The organism is Streptomyces sp. NPDC047085, assembly GCF_040643735.1.
GTDB lineage: Bacteria > Actinomycetota > Actinomycetes > Streptomycetales > Streptomycetaceae > Streptomyces.
The window spans coordinates 759,326-783,231 of record NZ_JBEYUW010000001.1 but is presented as its reverse complement, the minus strand read 5'-3'; the positions used below and the strand labels follow the sequence as shown (position 1 = coordinate 783,231).

Genomic DNA, 23,906 nt, shown 5'->3' with positions numbered 1-23,906 from the left:
GTCCGCCACGCAACGGGACCAGGAGCCCCTCAAGGAGTCATCCCATGAGTATGCACCGACGCGCCGCACAGCGTTCCCCGGCCGGATACCGCACATCACTCCCCTGGCGGATCGTCACCGGAGCCGCCGGATACATCGACCGCCGCTTCGGCTGGGACAGACTGCCCGTCGTCGCCGGCCTGCTGACACTCCTCGGGCTGCGCGTCAGGCTCCGGCAGAAGAACCTCTACGACACCAGCCGTCTGCCCGCGGTCAACGCGCCCAAGCCCGCACCCCCGTCCGCGAGTCACAAAGTCAACCGGACCGCCGACGGCAGCCACAACGACCTCGGTGAGCCACGCATGGGCATGGCGGGCACCCGGTTCGGCCGGAACATCCCGCTGGAGGCCATCGCTCCCGCCGCGCCCGAGGACGTACTGGTCCGGCCCAATCCGCGAGAGGTCAGCCGCGCGCTGCTCACCCGCGACCGGCTGATCGCCGCCGAGTCCGTGAACTCCCTGGTCACCGCCTGGCTCCAGTTCATGATCCGGGACTGGTTCAGCCACGGTACGAGCCCCACGGACAGGCCCTGGGAAGTTCCCCTGACGGATGACGACCCGTGGCCGGACCAGCCCATGCGGATCATGCGGACCCCGGGCGACCCGACCCGTGACCCCGACGCCCCCGCCGGCACGCCGGACACCCGCGTCAACGCGTCCTCCCACTGGTGGGACGCGTCCCAGATCTACGGCAGGAACGAGGCCGAGCAGCACCAGTTGCGCACCGGCCGGCTGGGCAAGCTGCACCTGTGGGACGACGAGCAGCCGCCCGTCCCCGCCGACCCCGCCCAGGACCCCACGCGCGTTCCCGGCTTCTGGCTGGGCCTCGCCATGATGCAGGACCTGTTCACCCGGGAGCACAACGCGATCTGCGACCACCTGCACGCCGCCTACCCGTCCTGGGGCGACGAGGAGCTGTTCCAGCGTGCCCGGCTCGTCAACGCGGCGCTTCTGGCGAAGATCCACACCGTGGAGTGGACACCGGCCGTGATCAGCCATCCCACCACCGTCAAGGCGCTGCGCGCCAACTGGTGGGGCATCGCGGGCGAACGCGTCCACAACCTCTTTGGCCGCGTCAGCGACAGCGAGGTCGTCAGCGGCATCCCCGGCGGGGAGACCGACCACTACGGCGTCCCCTACGCGCTCACCGAGGAGTTCGTGGCGGTCTACCGCATGCACCCGCTCGTCCGCGACGACTGGCATCTGCGCTCCGTCACCGATGACAGCACCCTGCGCCACTGCACCCTTCGCGACATCTCGGGCCCGGGAGCGCTGAAGTTCCTGGAGACCACGGAGATGGCCGACCTGCTCTACAGCTTCGGCACGCTCCATCCAGGACTGGTCACCCTGCACAACTTCCCCAGGTTCCTCCAGGAGTTCGAACGCCCGGACGGGCATCTGCAGGACCTCGCCGCCACCGACATCCTGCGCTCCCGGGAGCTGGGAGTGCCCCGCTACAACGACTTCCGGCGCCTGCTGCGGCTCAAGCCCGCGGACAACTTCACGGAGCTGGCACAGGACCCCGCGTGGGCCGAGCAGATCGAGCGGCTCTACGACGGCGACATCGAGAAGGTCGACCTGATGGTCGGGCTGTACGCGGAGAAGCTGCCGGCCGGATTCGCCTTCAGCGACACGGCGTTCCGGATCTTCATCCTGATGGCCTCGCGCAGGCTGAACAGTGACCGCTTCTTCACCGAGTACTACACCCCCGAGGTCTACTCCAAGGCCGGTATGGCCTGGATCGACGACAACAGCATGATCACGGTCCTGCTGCGCCACTGCCCCGAGCTGCGCACGTCCCTGTCCGGGCTGACCAACGCCTTCGTGCCGTGGCACAGCGCCGCGCGGAAGGAGACCTGAGATGGGCGTGACGGAGCGGACGGGTCAGGAGCGCGTACGCCAGGTCGCCGCGGCCGCCGAGCGGTATCGCGCGACGAGCGACGAACGCCGGGCCATCGAACGGCAACAGGATGCCGGCGTTCCCTTCCCGGACTCCCGGCAGGCGCTCGCCGCGCGGGCCATACGCCTGCTGGACCGGCACGCGGTGCCCGCCGCCCTGGCCGTGGAGGCCGTGCGCGCGGAACCGCTGGCCGCGCCCGACGCCTACGAGCGCATCCTCGGGGTGTCCAAGGAACTGCAGGCATGGAGCTTCCTGCCGCGTGGTGCCAGGGCGGCGCGTACCGTGGCACGGATATCGGTGCGGGAGAACGGCCGCGAACTGCCGCTCGGCACCGGCTTCCTGGTGTCTCCGCGCCTGCTGATGACCAACCATCATGTGATCAGCGACGCCGAGGCGGCCCGGCAGTGCTTCGTCGAGTTCGACGCCCAGGTCACCGTGGACAACACGCCGCAGCCGCCGACGCGGCTGGAGCTGGACCCCGACGGGTTCTTCGTGGCCGACGAACCCTTGGACTTCGCCCTGGTCCTGGTCGCACCCGGCCCGGACGGGCGGCCGCCCGGGGAGACGTTCGGCTGGAACCGGCTCAGCGTCCAGCCGGGCAAGCTGGTCATCGGGGAGCCGGTCAATGTGATCGGCCATCCGATGGGGCGCCTGAAGGAGATCGCCGTCCGCGACAACATGCTCCAGGTGCGGCTGGACGACTTCCTCCACTACCGGACGGACACCGAGCCCGGCAATTCGGGTTCCCCGGTCTTCAACGATCAGTGGGAGGTCGTCGCGCTCCACCACAGCGGGGTGCCGAGGACCGACGACCAGGGGCGCATCCTGCGCACGGACGGGCAGGTGTGGCAGCCGGGCGACGGCGACGACGCGGTCGACTGGGTGGCCAACGAGGGCGTACGCATCAGCTCCATCCTGCGCCACCTCGCCGAGCTGCCGCTCGGCACCCCGTCGGGCCCGCTGTCCGAGATGGGCCCCGAATCGGGTCTGGCCCTGACGGAGTCCGCCGTTCCCGCTCCGGCACCCGCCGTCGCCGTACCCCAACCGGTCGCCGCGGCCGGCGTACCGGCCCCCGTCACCGCGGTGGCCGGGGCGCACGCCGGGTTGCGTGCCCGGGACGGCGCGTTCGGCGGTGGGCGCCATCTCGTCTTCCTGCACGGGCGCTCCCAGCAGGGGAAGGACCCGGAGAACCTGCGCCGCGAGTGGGTGGCCGGTCTCAACCAGGGGCTCGTGCGCGCCGGGCTCCGGCCCGTCGACCCGGCCGACGTCTGGTTCCCGTACTACGGCGACCGGCTGGTGCAGGCGCTCTCCGCGCGCGAGGCCGTGCCACGGGTGACCGAGTCCACGAGTCTCTCGCCGGCGGAGATCGTCGCCCCCGCCACGCCCACGGCACGGGCGCTGTACGAGGAGCTCGTCGGTGAGGCCGCCGTCCGCTGGAACATCCCGCCGGAGCGGCAGCCGGGCGCCGAGCGGATCGGCTTCGGCGACCTCGTCGGACCCCTCCAGCGGCAGCTGAGCTGGCTGGCCGCGCGGAGCGACCTCGACGCCTGGTCCATCGCCCTGGTCTTCCACGACGTGGCCGCATACCTCGACGACCGGCGCATCCGGGACACGGTTCTGGACTGTGTGCTGGAGACGATGCCCGAGGAGGGGGAGCTGGTCTTCGTCACCCACAGCCTCGGCACGATCGTCGGCATGGACCTCACCACACGGCTGTCGCCTGCCGTGCGCCCGGTCCACCTCACCACGGCGGGCAGCCCGCTGGGCCTGGACAGCGTGTACAAGAGGCTGCTCATCGGGGGGCCCAAAACCCCCGACGTGGTGGCGGACTGGCTCAACGCGTGGTCCCCGGCCGACGCGGTGGCCATCGGATGCCCGCTGGCCGACGACTGGGCGGACGGCCTGACCGACGTGGCGGTCGTGAACGCCCGTGACCGGGCCCACAGCATCGTGGAGTACCTCTCCCACCCAGAGGTCGCCGGGGGGATCGGCCACCACCTCGCGCTCGCCTGACAGCGAGCGGGACGCGGCGGGCCCGGCCGCGGCCGGGTCAGCAGCTGGTCTTGCCGGCGTAGATGGCGAGCGCGGTGTTCGGGGCGACCGACGCCGTGAACCAGCCGGTGCTGTTCACCGTCACGGTCCGGTTGCCCTGCACGTCGCAGTAGGTGCCTGCGGGCAGCGAGGTCTGGTACGAACGGTTGGCCGTCGTGGTCTCGTGGTTGATGACCACGTAGCCCTTGGTGCCGCGGCCGAAGGTGATGAGGTTGTTGCCGTTGTCCCACCAGTTGGTGACCGCCTGGCCGCGGGTGGCGTTGCGGAAGGCGACCATGGACTTGATCTCGGGCCAGGCGTGCTGGCACTTCCAGCCGTCCTGCCAGCAGGCGTTGACGGTGCCGCCGTTGGGCGGTCCCGCGTCCGCGTCGGTCCACTCGTAGCCGGAGTTGATGTCGGGGGCGCCGTAGGGCCAGGCCAGCATGAAGACGTTGGCCAGGGTGTAGTTCGCGCCGCTCTTGTAGTTCAGGGTGCTGCCGTTGCGCTCGGTGTCGTGGTTGTCGACGAAGACACCGGCGCCCGAGCTGCCCAGATAGCCCCAGGGTTCGCCGAAGTTGCTGAGGTAGGCGAGCTTCTCGGTGTTGAAGACCCGCTTGAGGTCGTAGGCGTAGCGGAACTCCTGGACGTCGCCGTTGCCGGTGTACTCGGTGGGCTGGACCGCCTCGCCGGCGCCGTAGATGACCTCCTGCTTCCAGTAGGCGTTGGGGTTGGTGAGGCGGGACTTGATGTTGGCGAGGTCGGCCGTGTCGATGTGCTTGGCCGCGTCGACGCGGAAGCCGTCCACGCCGAGGGAGAGCAGGTCGTTCATGTAGTTCGCGATGGTCTGGCGGACGTACGACTCCCCCGTGTCGAGGTCGGCGAGGCCCACCAGTTCGCAGTGCTGGACGTTCCAGCGGTCCTGGTAGTTGGTGACCTGGGAGGTGCAGTCGTCGAAGTCGGCCGAGGAGTACAGGCCGGGGTAGTTGTACTTCGTGTACGACGAGCCGCCGGTGCCGGTGCCGGATCCGGCCGACATGTGGTTGATCACCGTGTCGACGACGACCTTCACGCCCGCCGTGTGGCAGGTGTTCACCATGTTCTGGAAGGCCGTGCGGTCACCCAGCCGCCCGGCGATCTTGTAGCTGACCGGCTGGTACGACGTCCACCACTGGGAGCCCTGTATGTGCTCGGCGGGCGGGGAGACCTGGACGTAGCCGTAGCCGGCGGGGCCGAGGGTGTTGGTGCACTCCTTGGCGACGGAGGCGTAGCTCCACTCGAAGAGGACGGCGGTGACGTCCTTGGTGCCGGGCGGGGAGGCCTGGGCTGTAGCCGGGTACATGCCAACCGTGACGGCGGCCGCAAGGGCCAACGCCGCGGGGAGGGTTCTGCGTGCCATGTGGGGGTTCCTTCGTCATTGAAGGCGCTTGCTGAAACCTTTCAGCAAACTTGCGGTGACGCAGATGTTAAAGGCCCGCTGCCTGAAACGGCAGCGGGCCGAGCAAAGTTGATGCAAGAACTTTCCGAGGGGCCGTCAGGCCGTCGTCCACCACACCGTCGTGTCGGCCGGGACCTTGGCCTGGCCGCTCGTCTCGGCGACCTCACCACTGCCGAGCAGCAGACGGCCGTAGGCCGGAGTCGTCACCGACTCGCCCGTGGTGTTCGTGACGCAGACGAACTCGCCGCGCCGGAAGGCCAGCACGCCCTCGGGGGCGCGCAGCCACTCCACCGCGTCGCCCGCGCCGAGCGAGGGCTGTTCCCGGCGGGCGGCGAGCGCGGCCCGGTACAGCTCCAGCGTCGAGCCGGGCTCGCCCGTCTGGGCCTCCACGCTCAGCTCGCCCCAGCTCTCCGGCTGCGGCAGCCAGCTGCCCCCGTCGCCGAAGCCGTACGACGAGCCCGTACGGGTCCACGGGATCGGCACCCGGCAGCCGTCGCGGAAGCCGTCCTGGCCCGCGCCCCGGAAGTACGCCGGGTCCTGGCGCACCTCGTCGGGCAGGTCCACGACGTCCGGCAGGCCCAGCTCCTCGCCCTGGTAGATGTATGCCGAGCCGGGCAGGGCGAGCATCAGCAGGGTGGCGGCGCGGGCCCGGCGCAGGCCCAGCTCGCGGTCGCCGGCCGTGCGGATCTGGGTGCCGAGACCGGGCGGGTTGGCGAAGCGGGTGGCGTGCCGGGTGACGTCGTGGTTGGACAGCACCCAGGTGGCCGGGGCGCCGACCGGGCGCATCGCCTCCAGCGTGCGGTCGATGACCCCGCGCAGCTCCTCCGCGTCCCACTCGGCGCTCAGGTACTGGAAGTTGAAGGCCTGGTGCAGCTCGTCGGGACGGACGTAGTTGGCCGTGCGCTCGACGGTCGGGGTCCACGCCTCGGCGACGAAGATGCGCTCGCCCGCATACTCGTCGAGGATCGTGCGCCACTGCCGGTAGATGGCGTGCACGCCGTCCTGGTCGAAGAACGGCATGACATCGTTGCCCAGCAGCTTGAGCTGATCATGGGAACCCAGGTCCGGGAGGCCGTCCGCCTTCACCAGTCCGTGGGCCACGTCGATGCGGAAGCCGTCGACGCCCATGTCCAGCCAGAAGCGCAGGATGGAGCGGAACTCGTCGCCGACCGCCGGGTGCTGCCAGTTGAAGTCGGGCTGCTCGGGCGCGAAGAGGTGCAGGTACCACTCGCCGGGCGCCCCGTCGGGCTCGGTGACCCGGGTCCAGGCCGGGCCGCCGAAGATGGACTCCCAGTCGTTGGGCGGCAGTTCGCCGTTCTTCCCCTTGCCGGGACGGAAGTGGTAGCGCTCGCGCAGCGGCGAGCCGGGGCCCTCGGCGAGGGCCCGCTTGAACCACTCGTGCTGGTCGGAGGAGTGGTTGGGAACCAGGTCCACAATGATGCGCAGGCCCAGCGCGTGCGCGTCACGGATCAGCGCGTCGGCGTCGAGCAGGTTGCCGAACATCGGGTCGACGGCACGGTAGTCGGCGACGTCGTAGCCGGCGTCGGCCTGCGGAGAGGCGTAGAAGGGGCTGAGCCAGACCGCGTCCACGCCGAGGTCGCGCAGGTACGGGAGTCTGGAGCGTACGCCCTCCAGGTCGCCCATGCCGTCGCCGTTGCTGTCGGCGAAGCTGCGCGGATAGACCTGGTAGATCACCGCGTCGCGCCACCAGTCGCGGCGCCCCGCGACGGTGGCGAGCGCGGAGTCGGTGGCCGGGGCTGCAGGTTGCTGCTGGCTCATGGCGTCCTTGATGCGTGATCGAGTTCTGGTCATGGGGGGTGGGGCGACCGGCGGATGTGCGAGGCGGCCGCGGTGTCAGCGGGGTCGGATGGAACACCGCGGCCGCCTACCCGCGCGCTCGGGCGCGGGAGCCTCTGTCCGGATCCGGTCTCGGGCATCCGTCTCAGGCGTCCGGTTTCAGTTGTCCGGCAGGGGCGTCAGCCCTTGGTGCCGCCCGCGGTGAGGCCGGTGACGAGGTTCTTCTGCACGAGGTAGAAGAACACCGACACGGGTATCGCGATCAGCACCGCGGTGGCGGCCATGTAGTTCCACTGCGCGTCGTGCTCGCTGACGAAGGTCTGCAGACCCACCGCGAAGGTGTACTTCGAGTCGTCCAGCATGAAGGTCGTGGCGAAGGCGACCTCGCCGACGGCGGTGATGAAGTTGTAGAAGGCGGCGACGGCGAGGCCCGGGCGGGCCAGCGGCAGGATCAGCCGGAAGAAGGTGCCGAAGGGGCTGAGTCCGTCCACGCGCCCCGCCTCGTCGATCTCGAAGGGGATGGTGTCGAAGTACCCCTTGAGCAGCCAGGCGCTGTACGGCACGGCGGTGGTGCAGTTGATGACGATCAGCGCCCAGTAGGTGTCGATGAGGCCGAGTTCGCCGAAGATCTCGTACATCGGCACGATCAGGATGGCGATCGGGAAGGCCTGGGTGAGCAGCAGCACCCACATCAGCGACTTGTAGCCGGGGAAGCGCATGCGCGAGACGGCGTAGCCGGTGGTCGCGGCGACGAAGACGCCGATCAGGGTGGTGCCGAGGGCCACGATCATCGTCGACTTGAACCAGTCGAAGAAGGCGGTGTGCTCCAGCACGAAGCTGTAGTTGGAGAAGCCCATCTTGCCCGCGATCTTGCCGGGGTGCAGGTAGTCGTCCTTGTCCGGGCCGAGGGACAGGAAGAACAGCCAGGCCACCGGGGCCAGCGCGATCAGGCTCGCCACGGCGAGACCGCCGTGCAGTAGGGCGGCACCGAGCGGGCCGCGCTCGCCGCGCCGGCGGGTGCGGCGCCGGGGCGCGGGGGCGGGGACCGGTGCGGTCTCGGTCTTGTCCAGGGTCGTGGTGCTCATGGTGGCGGCTCCTGCGGCGTCAGACGGCGAGCTGGTCATTGCGCCTCAGCCAGCGGAAGTAGAAGGAGGTGAAGACGGTGAGGATCGACAGCAGCAGCACGCCGTACGCGGCGGACTGGGCGAAGTCGCGCGGCTGCTGTCCGAAGCCCAGGAAGTAGGCCCAGGTGACGAGGATCTGGGCGTCGGGCGCGCTGGTGGGGCCGAACAGCAGGAAGATGATGGCGAACTGGTTGAACGTCCAGATGATGCCGAGCAGGATCACCGTGGAGCTGACCGAGCGCAGGCCCGGCAGGGTGACGTGCCGGAAGCGCTGCCAGGCGCTGGCGCCGTCCATCTCGGCCGCCTCGTAGAGCGAGGAGTCGATGGACTGCAGGCCGCCGAGCAGCGAGAGCATCATGAACGGCACACCGCACCAGGTGTTGACCATGATCGCGGCGAACCGCTGCCAGAAGGTGTCCTCCAGCCACTGCGGCTGGGGCAGGTGGACCGCGTCCAGGATCTGGTTGATCACGCCGGAGTCGGCGAGCATGATCCGCCAGGAGAAGACGGTGACGAAGGTCGGCACGGCCCAGGGCAGGACCAGCATCAGCCGGTAGAAGGTGCGGCCGCGCAGCTTCTGGTTGAGCATGAGCGCGAGGCCGAGGCCGATGGTGTAGTGCAGGGCCACGCAGGCGACCGTCCAGAAGACGGTCCACAGGAAGTGCGACCAGAAGCGGTCGTACGCCGTCGGGCCGAACAGGATGTCCTTGTAGTTGTCCAGCCCGATGAACTTGTACGTGGCGTCGATGTGGTTGACGCCGATCGTGCGCGCCGAGTTGAGGCTGTTGGCGTCCGTGAGGGTGAGGTAGACGCCCCGCGCCAGCGGGTAGCCCACCAGGACGCCGAGCACGATGACCACGGGGGCGATCATCGCGTAGGCGTACCAGTATCTCTGGAAGCCGTTCTTGAAGCGCTGCCCCAGCCCGGGCCGAGGCGCGCGGTCACCGCGGCGCTTGCCGGTCGCGCGGTCGATGGCGACTGTCATGGTTCGACACCTTCTGATGGTTCAGGGTTCGGGCTGGGCACAGCGGGTGGCCGCCGGATCCCTACCCCCTTCGGGGCGGGGATCCGACGGCCGCTCGGGCTTACTTGCTGTAGCCGGTCACCAGCTTGGAGATGGCCAGCTCGGCGTTGCTCAGGCCCTTGTCCAGGGACTCCTTGCCACCGGCGATCTTGGGCAGCTCGGTGTCCAGCGGACCCCACAGGGAGCTGTACTCGGGCAGGGCCGGGCGCGGCTGGGCGGCGGCGAGGACGCCCTGGTAGCCGGCGATGCCCGGGTCGGCCTTGACCTGCGCGGTGTAGGCGTCGGAACGGGTGGGCAGCGTGGAGTTCTTCAGGGCGATGGTCTCCTGGGACTTCGCCGAGGTCATGAACTGCACGAACTTCAGCGCCGCGGCCTGGTGGGCCTTGTCGGAGCCGGCGTAGACCGCGAGGTTGTGACCGCCGGTCGGGGCGCCCGCCTTGCCGCTGGAGCCGGCCGGGACGGTGGCGATGCCGAGGTTGGACTTGTCGCTGAAGGCCGAACCCTTGTAGAAGTTCGTGATCTCCCAGGGACCCTGGACGATCATGCCGACCTTGCCGTTGACGAACGCGTCCTGGATGTGGGCGTAGGCGTCGGCGGTGGTGTCGGCCTTGTGCAGGCCCTTGCCGGAGAACAGGCTCAGCCAGGTGCCGTAGGCCTTCTTGGCCGCGGCCGAGTTCACGGTGATCTTCTTGGCGGCGACGTCGACGGTGTCGGTGCCCTCGCCGTACAGGAAGGACTGGGCGTAGTAGGCCGCGGTGGAGCCCCAGTAGCCGTCGACGCCGGCCTTGGCCTTGATCTTGGCGGCGTCGGACTTCAGCTCGTCCCAGGTCTTGGGGGCCTCGGCGATGCCGGCCTTCTTGAACAGGGCCTTGTTGTAGACCAGGGCGAGGGTGTCGGTGACGAACGGCGTGCCGTAGGTCTTGCCCTCGTACTGGGCCTGCTTGATCAGGTTCGGCTCGAACTTGGCCTGGTCGGCGAGGGCGTCCGTGCCGTCCAGCGGCAGGAAGTAGCCCTTCTTCGCGAAGGCGGGCGTCCAGCCGACCTCGGAGCGCAGCACGTCCGGGGCGCCCTTGGAGCCGGCGGCGGTGTCGAACTTGTTCTGCGCCTGGTCGAAGGGGACGTTGACGTACTTGACCTTGATGTCCTTGTTGGCAGCCTCGAACTGCTTGACCAGGGCCTGGTACGTCGGCGCCTCGTTGGTGGCGTTGGAGGTGTCCCACCAGGTGATGGTCACCGGGCCGGACGCCTTGCCGTTGTCGCCGTCGTCCCCGCCGCACGCCGTCGCCGTGAGGGCGAGGGACGCCACCAGCGCGGAGGCCGCTATGCCACGCCGCATGAGTTCTCCTTGAGGGTTAAGCCCGTGTGATGCAGGGATCGGTCCCGCCCGTCCCCGCGGTCTTGCCGACTGCGCCGTTGCGGCCGCCGGGCGAGTGGAACGTAACAGCGTTGTAAGCGGCGCGAAAGGTCTTGCAGAAAAAAAGTGCAAGAGGCCACGATGGTTACGCGGCCGTGACCTCCGCTCGACCCTGGCGCAACCAAGGATTGAAGCCGTTGAGCGGGCGGGCGGGCACGTGTGCAAGACTCTGCAAGCTCTTTCCACCACGCTTTCAAGGGAGCGCGATGACGCAGCAATCCACGGCGGGCCGTCCGGCCGCCCGCGCACGCCGTTCCGTTGGTGGGCAAGGGCAGGTGCGGCCGGTACAGTCCAGTGCCGTGACCACACGGCTTGCGGACATCGCTGCGCAGGCGGGGGTGAGCGAAGCGACCGTCAGCCGCGTCCTCAACGGGAAGCCGGGCGTAGCCGCCACCACCCGCCAGTCGGTGCTGGCCGCGCTCGACGTGCTCGGCTACGAGCGTCCGGTGCGGCTGCGCCAGCGCAGCGAGGGCCTGGTGGGCCTGATCACCCCGGAGCTGGAGAACCCGATATTCCCGGCCCTGGCGCAGGTCATCGGCCAGGCGCTGACGCGCCAGGGCTACACCCCGGTGCTCGCCACCCAGACCCCGGGCGGGTCCACGGAGGACGAGCTGACCGAGATGCTGGTGGACCGGGGGGTCGCAGGGATCATCTACGTCTCCGGGCTGCACGCCGACACCACCGCCGACATGCAGCGCTACGAGCGGCTGCGGGCGCAGGGCGTGCCGTTCGTGCTGGTGGACGGGTTCTCCCCGAGGGTGCAGGCGCCGTTCATCTCCCCCGACGACCGGGCCGCGATGACCCTGGCGGTCACGCACCTGGCGTCGCTGGGCCACACCCGGATCGGTCTCGCGCTCGGGCCGAAGCGGTTCGTGCCGGTGCAGCGCAAGATCGAGGGCTTCGTGCGCGCCATGCAGGACCAGCTGGGGCTGAGCGCGGAGACCGTCGAGAAGGAGCTGGTCCAGCACTCGCTGTACACCCTGGAGGGTGGTCAGGCGGCGGCGACCGCGCTGATCGAGCGGAAGTGCACGGCCGTGGTGTGCGCCAGCGACATGATGGCGCTCGGCGCGATACGGGCCGCCCGGCAGCTGGGCCTGGAGGTCCCCCGGGACGTCTCGGTCGTCGGTTTCGACGACTCCCCGCTGATCGCGTTCACCGACCCGCCGCTGACCACGGTCCGCAAGCCGGTCCCGGCGATGGGGCAGGCGGCGGTGCGCACGCTGCTGGAGGAGATCGGCGGGACGCCCGCGCCGCACAGCGAGTTCGTGTTCATGCCGGAGCTGGTGGTGCGCGGTTCGACGGCTTCGGCGCCGGGTGACCGTCAACGCGGCTGACCGTCGTCGCGGGCCGTCGCGGGCCTCGCGGGTGACCGTAATCGCGGGTGATCGTCGTGAAGGCGGTCCGTGCAGGTCACCGCGTGTGATCACCGGGGGCGTCCTCCGTATGTCGTAGGACATGCGCGGTGAACCCGACCTTGGGATGATCTGTCGAGGAAGCCCTGTCTGGCAGACTTGGTGCCTATGAGTGACTGGACCGTGACAGATTCGGAAGGTCGCGAGGAGGTGGCCGTTCCGCGGGCCGTCACGGGCGAAGGCAGTCAGGGCGTACTGGGCAGGTTGCGCCGGCCGCGGCGGCCCCGGCTGTGGTTCGAAGTCCTGCTGATCGCGGTGAGTTACTGGACGTACTCCCTCATCCGCAACGCCGTCCCGGAGCAGCGGGCCGACGCCCTGCGCAACGCGGACTGGATCTGGCGCCTGGAGCACCATCTGGGCATCGCCGTCGAGGAGTCGGTCAACCACACCGCGAATACGGTGACTTGGCTGATCATCGGCATGAACTACTACTACGCCACGCTGCACTTCGTCATCACGCTCGGCGTGCTGGTGTGGCTGTACCGCCGGCATCCGGGCCGCTACGCGGCGTCCCGGCTGGTGCTGTTCGCCACCACCGGTGTAGCCCTCGTCGGTTACTACCTGTATCCACTCGCGCCGCCCCGGTTGATGCGCGGCGGGGGTTTCGTCGACACGGTCATGGCGCACCACACCTGGGGATCGATGGCCTCGGGCGACCTGAAGCACATGTCGAACCAGTACGCCGCCATGCCGTCGATGCACATCGGCTGGTCGCTGTGGTGCGGGCTGACGATCTTCGCGCTGGCCTCGGTGCCGTGGGTGCGGGTGCTGGGGCTGCTGTATCCGGCGGCGACCCTGCTGGTGATCGTCGGCACGGCCAACCACTTCTGGCTGGACGCGGTGGGGGGCGTTCTGTGCCTGTGCTTCGGGTTCACGCTGGCCCGGGTCTGGTACGGCAGCCTGCCGTACGCGATGCCGAGAGTGGTGGCGGCTCCGGTGGGCGAGCCGGAGCCGGTCGCGGTCAGGTCGTCGTAGCGCGGTCGCTGCGCGTCAGCCCTGGTAGAACAGCTCCTCCACGACCGTGCGCGCCCTGCGCGTGGTGCGGCGGTAGGCGTCCAGCATGTCGCCGACGTGTCCGGCGCCGTAGCCCAGGTAGCGGCCGACGGCGGCCAGCTCGCGGGGCTCGGTGGGGAAGGTGTCCCCGGCCCGGCCCCGGACCAGCATGACCGCGTTGCGCACCCGGCCGGCCAGCACCCACGCCTCGTCCAGGACGTCCGCGTCCTCCGCGGACAGCAGCCCGGCCGCGCGGGCGGCGGCCAGGGCGTCCCGGGTGCGTGTGGTGCGCAGTCCGGGCTCCTGCCAGCCGTGCCTCAGCTGGAGCAGCTGCACGGTCCACTCGACGTCGGAGAGACCGCCGGGGCCCAGCTTGGCGTGCAGTTTGGGGTCGGCGCCGCGCGGGAGGCGCTCCGACTCCATGCGGGCCTTCAGGCGGCGGATCTCGCGGACCGCGTCGTCGCCGAGCCCCTGGCGCGGGTAGCGCAGCGGGTCGATCAGCTCCATGAAGCGGCGGCCCAGATCCTCGTCGCCGGCCACCGGTTCGGCGCGCAGCAGCGCCTGCGACTCCCAGACCAGGGACCAGCGGCGGTAGTACGCCTCGTACGACTTCAGGGTGCGCACCAGCGGGCCCGACTTGCCCTCGGGGCGCAGGTCGGCGTCGATCAGCAGCGGCGGGTCGGCGCTCGGCAGCTGCAGCAGGCGGCGCATCTCGGCGACGACCTTGTTCGCGGCGGCCGCGGCCTCCTGCTCGTCCACGCCCTCGCGCGGCTCGTGCACGAACAGCACGTCGGCGTCGGAGCCGTAGCCCAGCTCGTGGCCGCCGAAGCGGCCCATCCCTATGATCGCGAACCGGGTCGGCAGGGTGTCGCCCCAGCCCTCGCGGACCACCGCGCGCAGCGTGCCGGCGAGGGTCGCGGCGGTGAGGTCGGAGACGGCGGCGCCGACCCTGTCCATCAGGGCGCCCTGGTCCGCCTCGGCGGAGGCGGCCTCGGTGCCGTAGGAGCCGACGATGTCCCCGGCGGCCGTGCGGAACAGCTCGCGGCGGCGCACGCCACGGGCCGCGGTGACGCCCTGCTCGGCGTTCTCGGCGCGGCCCACGGCGGCGAGGATCTCCTGCTCCAGCTGGGCCCGACCGACCGGTTCGAGGCCGCCGGCGCGGCCGACCGTGCCGTCGCCCTCGCCGAGCAGTGCCACCGCCTCCGGGGCGCGCATCAGCAGGTCCGGGGCGAGGCGGCCGGCCGACAGGACGCGGGCGAGGTTCTCGGCCGCCGCGCCCTCGTCGCGCAGCAGGCGCAGGTACCAGGGGGTCTTGCCGAGCGCGTCGGAGACCTTGCGGAAGTTGAGCAGGCCGGCGTCCGGGTCGGCGGAGTCGGCGAACCAGCCGAGCAGGACGGGCAGGAGCGTGCGCTGGATCGCCGCCTTGCGGGTCACGCCCGAGGCCAGCGCCTCCAGGTGGCGCAGGGCGGAGGCGGGGTCGGCGTAGCCGAGGGCGACGAGGCGTTCGCGGGCCGCCTCGGCGCTCAGCCTGGCTTCGCCGGGGGCGAGTTGGGCGACGGCGTCGAGCAGCGGGCGGTAGAAGAGCTTCTCGTGCAGGCGGCGTACGACACCGGTGTGCCGCTTCCACTCGCGCAGCAGCTCGGCCGCCGGGTCGACGCGCAGGCCCAGCGAGCGGCCGAGGCGGCGCAGGTCGGCGTCGGCCTTGGGGACGAGGTGGGTGCGGCGCAGCCGGTACAGCTGGATGCGGTGTTCCATGGAGCGCAGGAAGCGGTACGCCTCGTCGAGGCGGGCGGCGTCCTCGCGGCCCACGTAGCCTCCCGCGGCGAGTTCCTGGAGGGCGTCCAGAGTGGTGCCGCTGCGCAGGGCCGGGTCGGTGCGGCCGTGCACCAACTGGAGGAGCTGGACCGCGAATTCGACGTCCCTGAGGCCGCCCGGGCCGAGTTTGAGTTCGCGGTCGATCTCGGACGCGGGGATGTTCTCCACGACCCTGCGGCGCATCTTCTGCACGTCGGCCACGAAGTTCTCGCGCTCGGCCGCCATCCAGACGAGGGGTTCGAGGGCCTCGACGTAGGCCCGGCCGAGGTCGGCGTCCCCTGCCACCGGGCGGGCCTTGAGCAGGGCCTGGAACTCCCAGGTCTTGGCCCAGCGCTGGTAGTAGACGACGTGGCTGCTGAGGGTGCGGACGAGGGGGCCGTTGCGGCCCTCGGGGCGGAGGTTGGCGTCCACGGGCCAGATGGAGCCCTCGACGGTCGTCTCCGAGCAGATCCGCATCATGTGCGAGGCGAGTTTGGTGGCCGATCCGAGGGCCTTGGCCTCGTCCGCGCCGTCGGCCGCCTCCGCCACGAAGATCACGTCCACGTCGGAGACGTAGTTCAGCTCGTGGCCGCCGCACTTGCCCATCGCGATCACCGCGAGCCGGCAGGCGGCCGCGTCGTCGGGGGCGGCGGCGCTCGCCAGGGCCAGGGCGGCGCGGAGGGTGGCGGTGGCGAGGTCGGCCAGTTCGGCGGCGGTCTGCGCGACGTCCGTGGTGCCGCACACGTCCCGGGCGGCGATGGAGAGCAGGCAGCGGCGGTAGGCGATACGGAGGGTGACGGGGTCGGTGGCCTCGGCGAGGCCCCGCTCGAACTCCGCCACGCCCGGGTGCAGGTCCCGGGGCTCGTAGGTGACCAGGGCCTGCCAGTCGCTGGGGTGGCGGGCGAGGTGGTCGGCGAGTGCGGCGGAGGCGCCGAGGACGCCGAGGAGGCGGTCGCGCAGGGGCTTGGCCGCGATGAGGGTGTCCAGCAGTTCGCGGTGGGCGGTCGCGTCGGGCTGGGCCTCCAGGAGGCGTACCAGGCCGTGCAGGGCGAGGTCGGGGTCGGCGGTGGCGCCGAGGGCCTCCAGGAGGACGGGGTCGTCGCGGACGGCGGACAGCTCGACGCCGTCCAGGAGCCGTTCGGCGGCGGAGGGGTCGGTGAAGCCGTGCCGAAGCAGTCGGGTGAAGGTGCTGCTCCTGCGCCCCGGCGTCATCCGCGGCCTCCCCTGGGATCTCGGTCGTCCTGGCCAGAGCGTAACCGGAATGGGCGGGGAAGGGGGTGCCGGCGGGTGCGGGTACGGGGTCGGCGCGAGTAGTTCACCTGCGAGTAGTTCATCTGCTCTTCATTCGCGAGGTTCACTTCCGTGGGGTGCGGGAATGTTGGCGTGCGCATGCTCTGTCCGCACCGCCAGCCCCGTCCTTCCCCATCGGAGGTTGATGTGTCAGGCAGTTCCGTGTACCGCCGTACGCGCGCCGCAGTGGCGTCCGCCGCGGCTTTCGCGGCCGTCGCGGTCGGTCTGTGGACCGGTCTCGGCAGCGAGGCCGCGCACGCCGCGGGCTCCGTCCCCAGCCCGGACCACGTGGTCGTCGTGGTCTTCGAGAATCACGCGTACAACCAGGTCATCGGTTCTTCCAGTGCCCCGTACATCAACTCGCTCGCCACCGGCGGCGCCAACCTCACGCAGTCGTACGGCATCACCCACCCCAGCCAGCCCAACTACCTCCAGCTGTTCTCCGGCTCCAACCAGGGCGTCACGGACGACAGCTGCTACACCCCCGGCTTCTCCTCCGCCAGGAACCTGGCCTCCGAGCAGCTCGCCGCCGGCCGCACCTGGGCCAGCTACAACGAGACACTGCCCAGCCAGGGTTCGACCACGTGCAGCAGCGGCAAGTACGCCCGCAAGCACAACCCGTGGTTCGCCTTCAGCAACGTGCCGACGTCCAGCGCGAAGACCTTCGCCCAGTTCCCGACGGACTACACGACGCTTCCCCAGATGTCGTTCGTGGTCCCGAACCTGTGCAGCGACATGCACGACTGCTCGGTGTCGACCGGTGACACCTGGCTGAAGAACAACCTGGGTGCCTACGCCACCTGGGCCAAGACCCACAACAGCCTCCTCGTCGTCACCTTCGACGAGGACAACCGGCTCAGCGGCAACCGGATCACGACCGTGTTCTACGGCCAGCCGGTGGCCGCCGGGTCCAGCACCTCGACCACCTACAACCACTACGACGTGCTGCGCACCCTGGAGGACACCCAGGGTCTGACCACGCACGCGGGCAACGCGGCCGGCGCCAAGGACATCACCGGCATCTGGGCGCCCTGACGTGTACGTAGCGGACAGTCGCGCGAGTACGCCGGCGTCCGCGGACGGCGCCGCCCGGCCCCTCGCCGGGCGGCGCCGTGCCGCGCTCGCCCCGACGGTGCTCGCCCTCGGCACGGTCAGTCTGGTCACCGACGTCTCGTCCGAGATGGTCACGGCGGTACTGCCGCTGTACCTGGTGACGGGACTGGGTCTCTCCCCGCTGGGCTTCGGTCTCCTCGACGGCGTCTACAACGGTTTCTCGGCGCTGGTCCGGCTGGTGGGCGGCCACCTGGCGGACCGGGGCGGCGGGCGGCACAAGTGGGTGGCCGGGTTCGGGTACGGCGTCTCGGCGCTGTGCAAGCCGTTGCTGCTGGTCGCGCACTCGCTCACCCCGATCGGGCTGATCCTGGCCGCCGACCGCACCGGCAAGGGGCTGCGTACGGCTCCGCGGGACGCCCTCATCTCGCTGTCCAGCGCCCCGGAGGACCGTGGGCGTGCCTTCGGGGTGCACCGGGCCATGGACACGGCCGGGGCGCTGCTCGGGCCGCTGGTGGCCTTCCTGATCCTGCGGGCCACCGTGGACGGGTACGACGCGGTGTTCACCGTCAGCTTCTGCGTGGCGGTCGTGGGCGTGCTGGTGCTGGTGCTGTTCGTGCCGGGTGGGACAAAGCCGGGCACGCCGAAGGGGAAGGGGCCGGCGGCAACGGACGAACCGTCCGAGCGGCCCACCCTGCGCGCCGCCGTGGGGCTGCTGCGGCGGCGTGATCTGCGCCGGATCACCGTCTGCGCACTGCTGCTGGGCCTCGCCACGGTCAGCGACTCCTTCGTCTATCTGCTGCTGCAGCGCCGGCTCGGGGTCCCGGACCGCTGGTTCGCGCTGCTGCCGCTCGGCACCGCCGCCGCGTTCCTGCTGCTCGCGGTCCCGCTCGGCCGGCTCGCCGACCGGGTGGGCCGGTGGACCGTGTTCCTGGCCGGACACGGCGCGCTGCTGCTGGCGTACGCCCTGCTGCTCACCTCGTGGCACGGCAGCGGACTGCCGTACCTCGTGCTCGTCCTGCACGGCGGCTTCTACGCGGCCACCGACGGCGTGCTGATGGCGGTGGCCTCGGCGGGCGTGCCGGAGGCGCTGCGCTCCTCCGGGCTGGCCGTCGTACAGACGGGGCAGGCGGTGGCCCGGTTCGCCTGCTCGCTGCTGTTCGGCGCGGCCTGGACGGCGTGGGGCGCGCGTTCGGCGCTGGCCGGGGCGGCGGTGGCGCTGGCGGTGTGTGCCGCGTACGCCCTCACCCTGCGCCCCCGGGACGAACGCGACACTCCCCGACCCCGAGACGAACGGGAAGGCACCTCGACCGCATGACCGTACGCACCCGCATCCTCGTGCTGCTCTCGGCCGTCGTCGCGCTGGCGGCGGTCGGGGTGGCGTCCGTGCTGCACGCCTCGGCACGGGCCGACCGCCGCGACCACACCCAGGCGGGCGGCCCGCGGATCACCCCCGGCACGGTGACCCTGACCGGACACGGGCGGATGGTGTTCCGGAACATGGCGTGGGGTCCGCACCGCGACGAGCTGACCAGTGTCCCGGCGTCCGACCCGGCCGGCCCGCGCACCTCCTCCGGCGTGAAGTGCCTGCGCTTCTACGCCGCCGCGGGCACCGGAGTCTGCCTCCAGGCGGTGCACGGCCCGGTGTCGGACACCTACCGCGCCCTGATCCTGGACGCGCGCCTGAAGGAGCGGGACCGCTACGACGTCCCCGGCATCCCCTCCCGCGCCCGGGTCTCCCCCACCGGGCACTTCGCCGCGTGGACGGCGTTCGTGGGCGGTGACTCGTACGCCGGTACGAACTTCTCCACGCGCGCCGCGATCGTGGACACCCGCACGGGTGAGCTGATCCCGTCCCTGGAGACCTTCCGGATCGTCAGGGACGGGCACCCGTACCGGGCGGCGGACGTGAACTTCTGGGGGGTGACGTTCGCGGCGGACGACCGCACCTTCTACGCGACGATGGCGACCAAGGGGACGACGTACCTGGTCCGCGGCGACCTGCGCACGCGCACGGTCACCACCGTGCGCACCAACGTCGAGTGCCCCTCCCTCTCCCCCGACGGCACCCGCGTCGCGTTCAAGAAACGCGTGAAGGGCCTGTCCAAGGACGCCCCCTGGCGCCTGTACGTCCTCGATCTGCGGACGCTGCGGGAGACCCCGCTCGCGGTGTCCCGCAGCGTGGACGACCAGGCCGTGTGGAAGGACGACCGGACGCTCGTCTACGCCCTGCCCGGGGACTTCGGCGCGGACCTGTACGAGGTTCCGGCCGACGGCACGGGCACACCTCGGCGGATCAGCACGGCGGCGGTGTCGCCCGCGTATCTGCGCTGAACGGGGCGGCGGACGGGTCACAGTGGGGGCATGGACGAGATGAACCTTCTGGCCCGGGGGCGGGTGGCGACCAGGCTGCCCGCCCAGGACCTGGTCCGCGCGCGCCGCTTCTACTCCGAGGTGCTCGGCCTGGAGCCCGCCGACGAGCGGCCCGGTGGGCTGCTGTACCGGTGCGGGGGCACGGACTTCGCCCTGTTCCAGTCGACGGGGGCGTCCCCCGGCACCTTCACGCAGATGGGCTGGGAGGTCGAGGACCTCGACGCCGTCGTGACGGAGCTGCGGCGGCGCGGCGTCGTCTTCGAGGACGTCGACGCCCCCGGCTTCCGCACCCGGGACGGCATCGCCGAGATCGAAGGCAACTACCCCAGCAAGGGCGCCCGAGGCGAACGCGCCGCCTGGTTCCACGACAGCGAAGGCAACCTGATCGGCATCGGCCAACCGATCCGCTGACCCGGCGAACGGCAAGGGGCCGGTGTCCTGACCGTCAGTAGTCCAGGCCTGAGTACCAGTCGCCGCGCCCGCCCGGTGTCAGGTCCAGGAGGTGCCAGACGGGGTTGAGCAGGTCGATGCCGCGCTGGTCGATGTCCTCGGCCATGCGTGGGTGAGCGGAGTAGAAGTGGCGGACCGTGCCGTCGGCGTCCCGGGTGAAGACCGAGACGGTGGAGTCCTGTACGCCGTCCTCGTCCTCGCTGCCGAGGTCGTACTTGAAGGTGCTGTCACCGCAGCTCAGCAGACGGAGCCGGGACCAGCCCCGGTCGCGGGCGTGCCGGCGCAGGGCGGGCGGGTCGGCCGCCGCGGCGATGGCGAAGTCGGCGTTCTGGGCGATGTGGTGGGCAACGCCGTTGAAGCCGTCGATCCACAGGGTGCACATCGGGCAGGGGCTGGTCTGCTGCTTGCCGTACATGAGGTGATAGACGATCAGCGGCCGGTCCGGCCCGGTGAACAGCTCGCTCAGGGTGACCTCGCGGACGGGAGTGTCGCCCGCGTCGAGGTCGGCCGGGCCTTCGAGGAAGCGGTAGTCGTCGACGGCGGGACCCTGGGGCAGCGCCCGGCGCTGGTCCGCGACCCTCTCGCGGTGCCGCATGAGCTCGATCTCGGCGAGCCGGAGTTCCTCGCGGGCGGCGAGCTGCTCCTCGGTCTCGCCGGGCAGTCGGGTCTGCCGCAGCATCATGTCCTCCTGGGTGGGAAGCGCCCTACGCCTCCACGGTGTGCCCAGGGGCGAGCGAGCGCCACCGCACCGCCCGGGTGACACACGCGGGGGCCGACGGTCCACGACCACCGGCCCCGTGCGAGGAGAGGCGCCGGCTAGAGCACCGGCAGGTTCTTCCGCAGTTCGAAGGCCGTGACCTCGGAGCGGTACTCCTCCCACTCCTGGCGCTTGTTCCGGAGGAAGAAGTCGAAGACGTGTTCGCCCAGGGTCTCGGCGACCAGGTCGCTGCGTTCCATCAGGGAGAGGGCCTCGCCGAGGTTCTGCGGGAGGGGTTCGATGCCGAGGGCGCGGCGCTCGGCGTTGGAGAGGGCCCAGACGTCGTCCTCGGCGCCCGGGGGAAGCTCGTAGCCCTCTTCGATGCCCTTGAGGCCGGCGGCGAGGAGGAGGGCGTAGGCCAGGTAGGGGTTGGCTCCGGAGTCGAGGGAGCGGACCTCCACGCGCGCGGAGCCGGTTTTGCCGGGCTTGTACATCGGGACGCGGACGAGGGCGCTGCGGTTGTTGTGGCCCCAGCAGATGTAGGACGGGGCCTCGCCGCCGGCGCCGGCGGTGCGCTCGGCGCCGCCCCAGATGCGCTTGTAGGAGTTGACCCACTGGTTGGTGACCGCGGAGATCTCCGCCGCGTGCTTGAGCAGGCCCGCGATGAAGGAGCGGCCGACCTTGGAGAGCTGGTACTCGGCGCCGGACTCGTAGAACGCGTTGCGGTCGCCCTCGAAGAGGGAGAGGTGGGTGTGCATGCCGGAGCCGGGGTGCTCGGAGAAGGGCTTCGGCATGAAGGTCGCGTGGACCCCCTGCTCCAGTGCCACCTGCTTCATGACCAGGCGGAACGTCATGATGTTGTCGGCCGTGGAGAGGGCGTCGGCGTAGCGCAGGTCGATCTCCTGCTGGCCGGGGGCGCCCTCGTGGTGGGAGAACTCGACCGAGATGCCCATCGACTCCAGCATGGTGATCGCCTGGCGGCGGAAGTCCATGCCGACGTTGGTCGGGGTGTGGTCGAAGTAGCCCGAGTTGTCGGCCGGGACGGGACGGGAGCCGTCCAGCGGGCGGTCCTTCAGCAGGAAGAACTCGATCTCGGGGTGGGTGTAGAAGGTGAAGCCCAGGTCGGAGGTGCGGGCCAGGGCGCGCTTGAGCACGTAGCGCGGGTCCGCGAAGGACGGGGAGCCGTCCGGCATGAGGATGTCGCAGAACATGCGGGCGGTGCCGGGGGTCTCCGCGCGCCACGGCAGGACCTGGAAGGTGGAGGGGTCCGGCTTGGCGATCATGTCGGACTCGTAGACCCGGGCGAAGCCCTCGATGGCGGAGCCGTCGAAGCCGATGCCCTCGTCGAAGGCCTGCTCCAGCTCGGCCGGGGCCACGGCGACGGACTTGAGGAAGCCCAGCACGTCCGTGAACCACAGCCGTACGAACCGGATGTCGCGCTCCTCCAAGGTCCGGAGCACGAACTCCTGCTGCTTGTCCATCTTCCGCTTCCCCATCCTTGCTGGTCAGGCCGCCTGTGCCCCCGCGTGGCGGGAGGCGGTCGGGCACCTGAGCATCCCACCACAACACCATTTCATGCGCGTTGCGGACCTTGATCGCGTGAGCGTCCGTGGCCTGAACGCGCCTCGTACGGCAGGTGCACTGCTCTGCCGCCCATCTTGCCTGCTCGCACCGACATCCGTAATGGCCGGTCCGTTTCCACCGTGATCCAGACCACGCCCCGTTAATTTGCATCTCAGATGCCAATTTTCATACGGTGCCGATCAGTCGAGTCGTGAGGAGTCCCGATGCTGTCCGACCAGTCCGCGGCCACCGTCCGCGCCACCCTTCCCGCCGTCGGCGCGGCCCTCGGCGAGATCACCGAGCGTTTCTACGCCCGGCTCTTCGCCGCCCACCCCGCACTGCTGCGGGACCTCTTCAACCGCGGAAACCAGGCCTCCGGTACCCAGAAGCAGGCCCTCGCCGGTTCCATCGCCGCCTTCGCCACGTACCTGCTGGAGCACCCGGACCAGCGGCCCGACGCCATGCTCGGCCGGATCGCCCACAAGCACGCCTCCCTCGGGGTGGCGCCCGAGCAGTACGCGGTCGTCCACGAGCACCTCTTCGCCGCCATCGTCGAGGTCCTCGGCGAGGCCGTCACGCCGGAGGTCGCGGCCGCCTGGGACGAGGTCTACTGGCTGATGGCGAACGCGCTCATCGCCATCGAGAAGCGGCTGTACGAGGAGAGCGGCAGCCGGGGCCCCCGGCGGTGGGAGGTCATCGAGCGCGTCCCCGAGACCGCGGACGTCGTCTCGCTCCGGCTGCGGCCGCTCGACGAGGGCCCGGTGGCCGGCTTCCGCGCCGGGCAGTACGTCTCCGTCCAGGTCGAGCTGCCGGACGGGGCCCGGCAGATACGGCAGTACAGCCTCTCGGGGGCACCGGACTCGACGGTGCGGCAGATCAGCGTCAAGCGTGTGCAGGGCGACGACGCCGCGCCCGACGGCGAGGTCTCGAACCACCTCCACGCGCGCGTGCGGCCCGGTGACGTCCTCGCGCTGTCCGAGCCGTACGGCGACCTCGTCCTCGGCGACGGCGACGACCGGCCCCTCCTGCTCGCCTCCGCGGGCATCGGCGTGACCCCGATGGTCGCGATGCTCGCCGCGCTCGCCGCCGACGGGCACACCGGCCCGGTCACCGTCGTGCACGGCGACCGCTCCCCCGCCGACCACGCCCTGCTCGCCGACCACGAGGCGTACGCCGGCAAGCTCCCGGACGCGTCCGTGCACTTCTTCTACGAGCGCGACGCCGCGCCGGGCACCCGCACCGGCCTGGTCGAGCTCGCCGACGTCACCGTGGCCCTGGGCACGCGCGCGTACCTGTGCGGCCCGCTGCCCTTCATGCGCGCGGTGCGCTCGCAGCTGATCGGCAAGGGCGTGGCCCCGGCCGACATCCACTACGAGGTGTTCGGCCCGGACCTCTGGCTGACGCAGGTCTGAGGAGAGGGGCGGGGGCCCCGTCCGGCCCGGCGGGGACCCCCACCCGACCCCCACGCGACCCCGCATCCGACCCCCACACCCGCTCCCCCACCCGCCCCCGCTCCCGCTG

General features: G+C 70.9%; 17 protein-coding genes. 9 read left to right on the top strand and 8 right to left on the bottom strand.

Features of this window, described 5'->3' with window-relative positions; all coding sequences use genetic code 11:
• Positions 1 to 44: 44 nt before the first annotated feature.
• Together ABZ865_RS03305 and ABZ865_RS03300 are read left to right on the top strand one after the other, a co-directional pair.
• Entirely contained in the window at positions 45 to 1,898 is a 1,854-nt protein-coding gene (locus tag ABZ865_RS03305) for a peroxidase family protein (RefSeq protein WP_361222978.1), read from the top strand.
• A 1-nt stretch (position 1,899) separates the two neighbouring features.
• Positions 1,900 to 3,951 (top strand): serine protease, encoded by a 2,052-nt coding sequence (locus ABZ865_RS03300; protein ID WP_361222975.1) that lies wholly within the window; start codon positions 1,900 to 1,902, stop codon positions 3,949 to 3,951.
• 37 nt (positions 3,952 to 3,988) lie between these two features.
• Here the strand turns inward: ABZ865_RS03300 and ABZ865_RS03295 are convergent, their stop codons facing one another.
• The 5 genes from ABZ865_RS03295 to ABZ865_RS03275 all read right to left on the bottom strand — a co-directional run bounded on the left by ABZ865_RS03295 (position 3,989) and on the right by ABZ865_RS03275 (position 10,685).
• Positions 3,989 to 5,365 (bottom strand): alpha-amylase family protein, encoded by a 1,377-nt coding sequence (locus ABZ865_RS03295; RefSeq protein ID WP_361222972.1) that lies wholly within the window; start codon positions 5,363 to 5,365, stop codon positions 3,989 to 3,991.
• A gap of 135 nt (positions 5,366 to 5,500) precedes the next feature.
• Entirely contained in the window at positions 5,501 to 7,183 is a 1,683-nt protein-coding gene (locus ABZ865_RS03290) for a glycoside hydrolase family 13 protein (protein ID WP_361222969.1), read from the bottom strand.
• Between the two features lie 197 nt (positions 7,184 to 7,380).
• The gene (locus ABZ865_RS03285) at positions 7,381 to 8,286 is read right to left on the bottom strand and encodes an ABC transporter permease subunit (RefSeq protein WP_361222966.1); all 906 of its coding nucleotides are present in this window, start codon (positions 8,284 to 8,286) and stop codon (positions 7,381 to 7,383) included.
• A gap of 19 nt (positions 8,287 to 8,305) precedes the next feature.
• The gene (locus tag ABZ865_RS03280) at positions 8,306 to 9,310 is read right to left on the bottom strand and encodes a sugar ABC transporter permease (RefSeq protein ID WP_361222963.1); all 1,005 of its coding nucleotides are present in this window, start codon (positions 9,308 to 9,310) and stop codon (positions 8,306 to 8,308) included.
• A gap of 100 nt (positions 9,311 to 9,410) precedes the next feature.
• A complete protein-coding gene (locus ABZ865_RS03275) occupies positions 9,411 to 10,685 on the bottom strand; it encodes an extracellular solute-binding protein (RefSeq protein WP_361222961.1) in 1,275 nt (424 codons plus the stop codon).
• A 377-nt stretch (positions 10,686 to 11,062) separates the two neighbouring features.
• On the opposite strand from ABZ865_RS03275, the gene ABZ865_RS03270 reads away from it, so the two are divergent.
• Together ABZ865_RS03270 and ABZ865_RS03265 are read left to right on the top strand one after the other, a co-directional pair.
• Positions 11,063 to 12,097, top strand: a complete 1,035-nt coding sequence (locus ABZ865_RS03270; protein ID WP_361222958.1) for a LacI family DNA-binding transcriptional regulator — start codon at positions 11,063 to 11,065, stop codon at positions 12,095 to 12,097.
• Positions 12,098 to 12,283: 186 nt separating this feature from the next.
• Positions 12,284 to 13,150, top strand: coding sequence for a phosphatase PAP2 family protein (locus ABZ865_RS03265; protein ID WP_361222955.1), 867 nt, complete (start codon positions 12,284 to 12,286; stop codon positions 13,148 to 13,150).
• Between the two features lie 15 nt (positions 13,151 to 13,165).
• On the opposite strand, the gene ABZ865_RS03260 is transcribed toward ABZ865_RS03265, so the two are convergent.
• Positions 13,166 to 16,174, bottom strand: coding sequence for a bifunctional [glutamine synthetase] adenylyltransferase/[glutamine synthetase]-adenylyl-L-tyrosine phosphorylase (locus ABZ865_RS03260; protein WP_361222952.1), 3,009 nt, complete (start codon positions 16,172 to 16,174; stop codon positions 13,166 to 13,168).
• 225 nt (positions 16,175 to 16,399) lie between these two features.
• Here ABZ865_RS03260 and ABZ865_RS03255 point away from each other — a divergent pair, with 225 nt between their 5' ends.
• The 4 genes from ABZ865_RS03255 to ABZ865_RS03240 are packed head-to-tail and all read left to right on the top strand — an operon-like array spanning position 16,400 to position 20,086.
• A complete protein-coding gene (locus ABZ865_RS03255) occupies positions 16,400 to 17,287 on the top strand; it encodes an alkaline phosphatase family protein (RefSeq protein WP_361222950.1) in 888 nt (295 codons plus the stop codon).
• A 1-nt stretch (position 17,288) separates the two neighbouring features.
• A complete protein-coding gene (locus tag ABZ865_RS03250; RefSeq protein WP_361222947.1) occupies positions 17,289 to 18,620 on the top strand; it encodes an MFS transporter in 1,332 nt (443 codons plus the stop codon).
• Positions 18,617 to 19,636, top strand: coding sequence for a TolB-like translocation protein (locus tag ABZ865_RS03245; protein WP_361222944.1), 1,020 nt, complete (start codon positions 18,617 to 18,619; stop codon positions 19,634 to 19,636). Before ABZ865_RS03250 ends, ABZ865_RS03245 begins: the two co-directional genes overlap by 4 nt.
• Positions 19,637 to 19,675: 39 nt before the next feature.
• The gene (locus ABZ865_RS03240) at positions 19,676 to 20,086 is read left to right on the top strand and encodes a VOC family protein (protein ID WP_361224354.1); all 411 of its coding nucleotides are present in this window, start codon (positions 19,676 to 19,678) and stop codon (positions 20,084 to 20,086) included.
• A gap of 34 nt (positions 20,087 to 20,120) precedes the next feature.
• Here ABZ865_RS03240 and ABZ865_RS03235 read toward each other — a convergent pair whose 3' ends face one another.
• The gene (locus ABZ865_RS03235; protein WP_361222942.1) at positions 20,121 to 20,807 is read right to left on the bottom strand and encodes a DUF899 family protein; all 687 of its coding nucleotides are present in this window, start codon (positions 20,805 to 20,807) and stop codon (positions 20,121 to 20,123) included.
• Between the two features lie 134 nt (positions 20,808 to 20,941).
• Entirely contained in the window at positions 20,942 to 22,303 is a 1,362-nt protein-coding gene (gene glnA, locus ABZ865_RS03230; RefSeq protein ID WP_361222939.1) for a type I glutamate--ammonia ligase, read from the bottom strand.
• A gap of 306 nt (positions 22,304 to 22,609) precedes the next feature.
• On the opposite strand from glnA, the gene ABZ865_RS03225 reads away from it, so the two are divergent.
• The gene (locus ABZ865_RS03225) at positions 22,610 to 23,797 is read left to right on the top strand and encodes a globin domain-containing protein (RefSeq protein WP_361222936.1); all 1,188 of its coding nucleotides are present in this window, start codon (positions 22,610 to 22,612) and stop codon (positions 23,795 to 23,797) included.
• Positions 23,798 to 23,906 lie beyond the last annotated feature (109 nt).